The organism is Corynebacterium nasorum, from assembly GCF_022345765.1.
In the GTDB taxonomy this organism is placed as follows: Bacteria; Actinomycetota; Actinomycetes; order Mycobacteriales; family Mycobacteriaceae; genus Corynebacterium; species Corynebacterium kefirresidentii.
On the sequence record NZ_JAKRDR010000020.1, the window covers coordinates 20513 to 28745 of the forward strand.

The following is an 8233-nucleotide window of genomic DNA, read 5'->3' on the forward strand; positions in this document are numbered from 1 at the left end:
TACCTAGATTGGGCGCGTTCCGGTGGACAAATGTTTACGGGCGATAGTCGGTGACCTCGCGCCAGGTGAGCTGCTCCTGAAGGGCATGGTCGGCAGGGGGAAGGACGAAGACATGGGCGACGTCGCGAAGCGGCTCTAAGCGCACAAAATTGCGCTCGGACCAGTGATAGGCAGAGCCGGTAATCGTGTCTTGGACGGAATAGGACTCGCCGGGATGGCGGCCGATAGCGCGCATATCTACCGTAACGGTCGCTTCTTGCGCATTGCGCGGATCCAGGTTGACCACGACGAGAACCACATTGCCGGTGGCTGGATCGGCCTTGGAATAGGCAATGATGGCGTCATTGTCGGTGTCATGGAAGCGGAGGGTACGCAGTTGTTGCAATGCGGGGTTATCGCGGCGAATCTGATTGAGCAGCCGGATATAGGACTCTAAAGAGTCTCCTGACGCAACCGCAGCAGCAAAGTCGCGCGGCCGCAATTCGTACTTCTCCGAATCGAGGTATTCCTCGGACCCTGGGGCTACCGGGGTGTGCTCATAGAGCTCAAAACCGGAGTACACGCCCCATAGCGGAGACATGGTGGCAGCGAGGACAGCGCGTATGGCGAACATGGCGCGCCCCCCGGTTTGTAAAGATTCATGCAGGATATCCGGGGTATTGACAAAAAGATTAGGCCGGCAAATATCCGCCTGCTCTACGTGCATCTGGCCAAATTGGGTGAGCTCATGCTTCGTGGTCTGCCAAGTGAAGTAGGTATAGGACTGGGAAAACCCTGCTTTTGCTAGCCCGAAAAGGCGAGGGGCGCGGGTAAAGGCCTCTGCCAAGAAGATGACGTCTGGGTGGGTGGCGTGTACGCGGGTAATCAGCCAATCCCAGAAGTTGGCGGGCTTGGTGTGTGGGTTATCTACGCGGAAAGTGCTCACTCCGGCTTCGACCCAAATCATGAGCGTTTCATAGATTTCGTGATAGATGGCATCCTGCGCGTTATCGAAGTTGAGTGGATAGATATCCTGATACTTCTTCGGTGGGTTCTCAGCGTAGGCGATGGTGCCATCAGGAAGGACCGTGAAAAATTCTGGGTGGCTGGTGGCCCACGGGTGATCGGGCGATGCCTGCAGCGCGAAATCAAGCGCTACTTCCAGGCCAAGCTCCTCGGCGCGAGAGACCAGCTTCTTGAAGTCTTCTATTGTGCCCAATTCGGGGTGGGTGGTGGAGTGGTCCTGGATGGCCCACGGACTTCCCACATCACCGGGCTCAGCAACGACCGAGTTATTTTTTCCCTTCCGATGCACCTTGCCAATGGGATGAATGGGTGGAAAATACACCGTATCGAAGCCCATATCGGCCACGCGCTCTAGTGCTTGGGCAGTAGTGTCGAAGGTGCCGTGCACAGGATTTCCCTCTTTGTCCCAGCCACCCGTGGAACGGGGGAAGAGCTCATACCACGAGTTATAAAGCGCGGCCGGGCGCTCCACGTAGACCTCGTGAATGGCGCCTTCTACTAGGAGATCACGCAGGGGATGGGAGTGCAGGATGTCTGCGGCCTCGTCCGAGAGCGCCACCTGCACGCGCTTATCGACGTCCAAAGACTCATCCTCCAAGTCCCGTGCAGCAGCAAAGAGGGGCGCCACAATATCCGAGGGGGTTTGCAAGGCCGCCCGAGAAAATAGATCCGCACCATGCTGGAGGTCATTGGCCAACTCGGCAGCGGATTGCCCAGCCGCCATCTTTTTAGTAACCGCGTTCTTCCACGTAGCAATGGGATCGGACCAGGCATCGACGCGGAAGTACCAGGTGCCTTGGGTACCTGGGGTAAAGACGCCGTGCACTCGATCTTGGTCTTTGGGGTCTACCTGCATGGTGACAGAGGACGTAGCCGTGGACCGCGCCGCCCAGGCAGACAAAGTGGCTGAGACCGCGTCGTGGCCTTCGCGCCAGACCAGTGCGGTGACAGGAATTACCTCGCCCACAACGGCTTTAGAAGCTACAGAACCGGCGGAGATAAGCGGGCGGACATCGTCAATACCAAGGCGAGTAGTCATGCCCATAAGACTAATGCAGCTGTGTCAATTTCACCGGGCAAAGAATAAATCAGTCACAATGGAAGGCGTGAACGACGTAACTCCTACAGATCAAGATTGGCTCGTAGATTTTCGCGGCGTCGAGTTGCGCCGCGGCGGCAAGACCCTCGTTGGTCCTGTGGACTGGCAGGTGGAACTCGATGAGCGCTGGGTAATTATTGGCCCCAATGGCGCGGGTAAGACCTCGCTAGTGCGCATGGCCGCGGCCGAAGAATTCCCTTCAAAGGGCACCGCCTTTTTGATGGGGGAGCAGATCGGCAAAACTGATATGCGCGATCTGCGCGCGCTCATCGGCATCTCCTCCGCTGCAGTGCAATCGCGAATCCCCGAAAATGAGCGCGTGGACGATCTCGTCGTCTCCGCAGGCTATGCAGTGCTGGGCCGCTGGCGGGAGGAATATCAGGACATGGACTTCTCCCGCGCTGATGAGATTTTGGCCCAGGTAGGTGCAACCCACCTGAAAGAGCGCACCTGGGGAACATTATCAGAGGGCGAAAAGAAGCGCGTCGTCCTCGCCCGCGCACTCATGACTAACCCAGAGCTGCTCATCCTAGACGAGCCTTCCGCCGGAATGGACCTGGGAGGCCGCGAAGACCTGGTGGGATACCTCGGCGATCTAGCCATGGATCCAGATGCCCCAGCCATCATCATGATCACCCACCACGTGGAGGAGATCCCATACGGATTTACCCACGCCATGCTGCTGGATGAGGGTAAGGTAGTGGCAAAAGGTCTGATTAATTCAGTCCTCACCTCAGAAAACCTGACTCGCGCCTTCCACCAGCCCATTCAGGTAGACCGCATTGGACAGCGATACTTCGCCCGCCGAGCTTCTCTATGACCAACCCTTTTCATGACCGTATCGATGCCGTTGACGCCAGCGATACCACCGGCTTTAACGGTGGGCGCTTGGCGGCAACCGTCCTGCTTCTACGGGACGGCACCGACGGTCTTGAAGTATGGGTACAAGAGCGCGTGCACACCATGCACAATTACCCGGGGCATTCGGTCTTTCCCGGCGGCGGCGTAGACCCACGCGACTTTCCGCCGCGTTCCTGGGACTCGGGCGAACTATGGGCCGGAAAATCCGTCATCTCCATGGCCCGACGGATGGGCGTAACAAAGTACAAAGCCCACGCGCTAGTATTCGCCGCTGCCCGGGAGCTCTTTGAGGAAGCCGGCACCCTCTTTGCCATCCGCGAAGACGGAATTGTCTCCAATGCACGGCGGTATCACAAGGAGCGAAAACTACTCGAGAGCCACACCATTTCCTTTACCGAATTCCTCAGCAATAACGGCATGCGTGTCGACGCCGATATGCTCCTTCCCTGGGCACGGTGGGTAGGAAAGGGAAAAAGCCACTGGTTCGACACCTTCTTTTTCGTCGGGGTGCTGCCCTCTGGCCAAGAACCCGATGGGGATACCGACGAGGCGGACGATGCCGGATGGTTTTCTCCCCAGCTCATCCTGGACGGCTGGCGCGCCGGGCTGGTGCGCCTAGTCATTCCTACTTGGGCGCAGATGCAGAGGCTGAGCAGATACTCCTCGGTTCAAGAAGTCCTCGATGATGCGTCCTTTTCTGACCTGCGCCCTGTTATCGGGGATCCGCGCGAGGACCCTCGTTACCGCGAATTCTTTTCCACCACCCCTTTAGACCGCATATGAGTTATACCCCCGCAGAAGTCAGCTTCTTGATTGAGCACCACGAGGAAATTGCTCACCTCGATCTCACCTTGACCAAGGCTTCTCGGCTTAAAGACACCGAAGTCTTGAAAGAGAAGTTCGGCGACTATGGCCGCGCAGTCATGGAGCTGGTGACCGCACGTAGTTCGGGCAAGCTTCCCAGTGATTGGCTGATGGACGCCGACTCAGCCCAACAAGCAACCCCCGTCGAGGTTGCGGCATACCGGGCGGCATTTCTTGCAGAGCAGGGGGTGGGCAGCGTCCACGACATCACCTGCTCCATCGGTACGGAAGGTCTAAATTCTCCGCTCGACTACTTTGGCTCAGACTTGGACGAGTCGCGCGTGAGAATGGCGAGGCACAATCTTTCTTCGACCAAGATCTTTCGCGCTGATGCGCTCACCACTACAACGACTGCCGATGTCCTCCTTGCAGATCCCGCCCGTCGCGCCGGAGGTAGAAGAATCACCCGGCCGGAGGATCTCGTGCCACCGCTTCCAGAGGTCGTCGACAAGCATCGAGACAAGGAATTGGCCATTAAGTGTGCACCCGGCCTTGATTTCAGCGAATGGAACGGCCTTGTTACCGTCGCAAGCGTCGACGGCGGAGTAAAAGAAGCCTGCCTTTATACCCCAGGCCTAGGAACCGGCCGAAGGGCAGTAATGATTCGTGGACACAAGCTAGACGTCCTCGATGATCAAGAAACAAACCTGCCCGAGGCCGGAGACATTGGTAGCTACCTCATTGACCCGGACGGTGCCATTGTGCGCTCCGGCTTGGTGCGGCATTACGCGGCACGGGAAGGGCTGCACCAAATCGATGAGCGCATCGCGTACCTGACAGGGGAGAGGATTCCGGAGGGAGCCTCGGGATTTCCATTCATAGAAAAAGTACCCCTAAAGAGATTAAAATCCGTACTTAAATCCTATGACGCGGGGAGCTTGGAAATCCTCGTGCGCGGGGTAGAAGTGGACCCTGACCAGCTGCGGAAGAAGATGAAGCTCAAGGGGAAGAAGCCTTTTGCGGTAATCATTACGCGAATTGGCGCACAAGGAATCGCCTTGCTGTGCAAACCCCGAGTATCATCGTCCGAGGATAATTACGCAACATAGATATATCGGAAAGGTGAGTGCCCAATGCCAACTATCGTGGCTCTGGTCAAACACGTGCCGGATACGTGGTCTACCAAGTCTTTGGAAGATGACCACACCCTGGATCGCACCTCCGTGGATAACGTCATTGATGAGGTTAATGAGTATTCCGTGGAACAAGCCCTGCGCCTGCGCGACGACAACCCGGATGCGGGTTATAAGGTAGTAGCGCTGACCATGGGGCCGGCCCAGGCAGACGAAGCATTGCGCAAGGCACTGGCTATGGGTGCCGATGACGCGGTGCTTGTCTCCGATGATTCGCTGGCGGGAGCGGATGCGCTGTCGACCGCATGGACTCTTAACGCTGCGCTGAACAAGCTTGACGACGTCCAATTGATCACCGCTGGCACCGAGGCCTCCGATGCCTCGACCGGCCTACTTACTGGATTGCTCGCCGAATACCGCCAGCTGCCTGCCCTTACCGGGCTGCACAAGGTAGAGCTGGCGGGCGGCACGCTGCGTGGCACGCGAGATGATGCGCGTGGCACCTGGGAACTAGAAGCGCCGCTGCCTGCAATTGTTTCTGTGAACGATAAGAGCGACAAGCCGCGCTTCCCTAACTTCAAGGGATTGATGGCTGCTAAGAAGGCGGAAATCACTACTTTCTCCTTAGCTGATTTGGGAATTGAGGCAATTGCGCCCACTACCTCCGTTTCGGCCGCCGAAAAGCGCCCACCGCGCACCGCTGGCGAGGTTATTTCTGAGCCCAACCCGCAAGACGCAGCGAAGAAGATCGCTGACTTCCTAGCCGCAAAGAACTTGATTTAGGAGTCGATATGTCTCACGTTTACGTATTAGTTGAGCACGATGCGGAAAAAGTCCTTCCCGTTACCGGAGAACTGATTACGGCCGCGCGCGAATTGGGTACGGTGTCTGCAGTGGTCGTCGGCAAGCAGGCAGATAAGTTCGATGCTGACCTTGCCGCCCTTGGCGCCGCGCAGGTGGTCCAAGCAACGGCCGAAGACTATGACCAGCGCCTCCTGATTCCAGAAGTCGATGCCTTGCATGCTCTCGGCGCCGCGAACCCCGCACCTATCGTGCTGGCCGCAACTCCCGCCAATAACGAGATTGCCGGCCGCCTAGCTGCCCGCCTCGCTTCCGGCGCACTGGTCAATGTCAGCGGCATCGCCGCTGATGGTTCCGCCCAGATGACCATTTTTGGTGGCTCCTATGAGACTACCTCTACCGCTACCGGCCAGTGCCCGATCTATACGCTGCGCCCAGGCGCGGTAGAGGCCGCACCACAGCAGGTGGAAGCGCAACCAGCCCCGATGCCGTTGCCGGCCGCTACTGGCAAAGATGTCAAGGTAACTTCCTTTACCCCTGCCCAGAAATCTGCACGTCCGGAAATTACCGAAGCCAAGGTGGTCGTCGCTGGCGGCCGGGGCGTGGGTGATGAATTTGGTGATGTTATCGAGCCGCTTGCCGACGCCCTCGGCGCCGCAGTCGGCGCTACCCGCGATGCGGTAGACGAAGGCTTCTATGACGCTGCCTATCAGATCGGCCAGACTGGCGTTACCGTTTCGCCTGAACTCTATATCGGTTTGGGCATCTCCGGCGCTATCCAACACACCTCCGGCATGCAGACCTCTGGCACTATTGTGGTGGTCAACCAGGACCAGGATGAGCCATTTTTCCAGATCGCTGACCTTGGCGTTGTGGGTGACCTCCATGAAATCGCCCCGGCCTTGACCGAGGAACTGAAGGCACGCAAATAATGCCGCATTATTTTGACTACGCTGCTACCCAGCCGATGCGCCAGAGCGCGATTGACGCGTGGGTAGCTGCGGCTGGCTCCCTGAACTCCGGCGCGCAGTATGGTTCCGGCCGCAAGGCTCGGTCTGTGCTCGATGATGCCCGCGAGAAGGTTGCTTCACTCCTCGGCTGCGAGCCAATCGAGGTGATTTTCACTTCTTCTGGCACAGAGGCAGACAATATCGCCATTCAGGGACTTTATGCGGCCGGTAAAACAAACCGCATAGTTTCCACCGATATTGAGCATCCCGCCGTGCGCGATACCGTGGCTAAGCTGCACAATTCGGGTGCTGCCGTCGAGATTCTTCCTGTCGATCGCTCCGGACACATAGCAGACCTGTCGGCTCTAGACACGCTTGCCGACGTCGCTACCTGCATGTGGGCCAATAACGAAACCGGCGCCATTCAACCCATCGAAGATATTGCCGCCCGAGCCAGCGCAGTGGGTACACCGGTACACGTTGATGCCGTGCAAGCGGTAGGAAAGGTTCCCATCGACTTTTCCCACCTAGGGATCACCAGCCTTGCAGCTAGCGCCCACAAGTTCGGCGGTCCCCGCGGCATTGGCCTACTTCTAGCCAAGCGGAGTCCCTCACCCCAACCCATTGCCTATGGCGGTGGGCAGGAGCGCGGAATTCGTCCTGGAACTGTCGACGTCGCTGGTGCTTCCGGTCTAGCTGCGGCTTTGGAGGAATCCGTCGCGGAAATTTCTACTCAAGGTGAGCGGATTTCCGCGCTTCGCAATAAGCTCCGCGATGGAATTCTCGCCACCATTGACAATGCAGTCATCAATTCCACTGAACCGTGTTTGCCTTCTCACTTGCACGTCTCTTTCCCTGGTGCAGATGGCGATAGCCTCATCATGCTGCTAGATTCCCTGCAGATTGAGGCCTCAACCGGCAGCGCCTGTAGCGCAGGTGTAAACCGCATGTCTCACGTTCTGGAAGCGATGGGAGTAAGCGAGGCTGAAGGAATCGGTTCCTTGCGCTTTACGCTAGGCCGGCTTACTTCGGAAGAAGATGTCGATTACGTGTTGGCTCATCTTCCCGAGGTAATCTCCCGAGCCCGATCCGTCTAGCTTTCATTCCTTTCCTTCGCCGCTGCCCGTCGGGCGGCGATAGCTTGGCCCACCGTTAGCGCCCAGTTCTTGTTCTTGGGTGCTAGCGGTCCTTGGGGCTCGTCATATTCCCAGCGCCCATCATCAAACAGCCACACAATGTCCCCAGTGTGCGGATCCATGATATAAAAAGCACCGCCGTCAGTCTTGACGTTATGGTGGTGCTGGCATAGTGAAGCCAAATTGCTCCCTGCAGTTTTCCCTCCCCGAGCATGGTCAATGCGGTGGTCTTTCTGGCAGCTTTCCGCAGGGCGGTAGCACCCCGGCCAGCGGCACACCCCATCGCGGCCTTCCACATAGGCGCCTATGAGCGGGGGAGTAACGGGCGGAATCAAGCGGTGGATGCGCCACGCTTGAATAGTTCGTTAAGTATTTCACGTGGGGTTGCGCCGCCGAGGATTTGTCGGGGTGTTTCGTTGAGCTCATTTTGCACCCACGCGACAT

Annotated in this window: 7 protein-coding genes and 1 pseudogene; 6 read left to right on the forward strand and 2 right to left on the reverse strand. The window is 57.8% G+C overall.

The features are described from left to right. Positions 1 to 34 precede the first annotated feature (34 nt). On the reverse strand, positions 35 to 2044 hold the full coding sequence (locus MHK04_RS10995; RefSeq protein ID WP_239208307.1) for a maltotransferase domain-containing protein: 2010 nt from the start codon (positions 2042 to 2044) through the stop codon (positions 35 to 37). Between the two features lie 58 nt (positions 2045 to 2102). On the opposite strand from MHK04_RS10995, the gene MHK04_RS11000 reads away from it, so the two are divergent. Genes MHK04_RS11000 through MHK04_RS11025 form a run of 6 tightly spaced genes read left to right on the forward strand, consistent with a single transcriptional unit; the run spans position 2103 to position 7750 of the window. Further along, entirely contained in the window at positions 2103 to 2924 is an 822-nt protein-coding gene (locus MHK04_RS11000) for an ABC transporter ATP-binding protein (RefSeq protein ID WP_023021739.1), read from the forward strand. Then, a complete protein-coding gene (locus tag MHK04_RS11005) occupies positions 2921 to 3748 on the forward strand; it encodes an NUDIX hydrolase (RefSeq protein ID WP_049361369.1) in 828 nt (275 codons plus the stop codon). The genes MHK04_RS11000 and MHK04_RS11005 overlap by 4 nt, the downstream gene beginning before the upstream one ends. Next, complete coding sequence (locus MHK04_RS11010) at positions 3745 to 4878, forward strand: THUMP-like domain-containing protein (RefSeq protein ID WP_200287682.1); 1134 nt, start codon at positions 3745 to 3747, stop codon at positions 4876 to 4878. Before MHK04_RS11005 ends, MHK04_RS11010 begins: the two co-directional genes overlap by 4 nt. A 24-nt stretch (positions 4879 to 4902) precedes the next feature. After that, entirely contained in the window at positions 4903 to 5685 is a 783-nt protein-coding gene (locus tag MHK04_RS11015) for an electron transfer flavoprotein subunit beta/FixA family protein (protein WP_023021736.1), read from the forward strand. Positions 5686 to 5693: 8 nt separating this feature from the next. After that, entirely contained in the window at positions 5694 to 6635 is a 942-nt protein-coding gene (locus tag MHK04_RS11020; RefSeq protein WP_239208308.1) for an electron transfer flavoprotein subunit alpha/FixB family protein, read from the forward strand. Next, complete coding sequence (locus tag MHK04_RS11025; protein ID WP_200287680.1) at positions 6635 to 7750, forward strand: cysteine desulfurase family protein; 1116 nt, start codon at positions 6635 to 6637, stop codon at positions 7748 to 7750. The genes MHK04_RS11020 and MHK04_RS11025 overlap by 1 nt, the downstream gene beginning before the upstream one ends. On the opposite strand, the pseudogene MHK04_RS11030 reads toward MHK04_RS11025, so the two are convergent. After that, positions 7747 to 8112 (reverse strand): annotated as a pseudogene (locus MHK04_RS11030) (HNH endonuclease signature motif containing protein); the annotation flags it as partial. The gene MHK04_RS11025 and the pseudogene MHK04_RS11030 sit on opposite strands and share 4 nt — an antisense overlap. Positions 8113 to 8233: the final 121 nt, after the last annotated feature.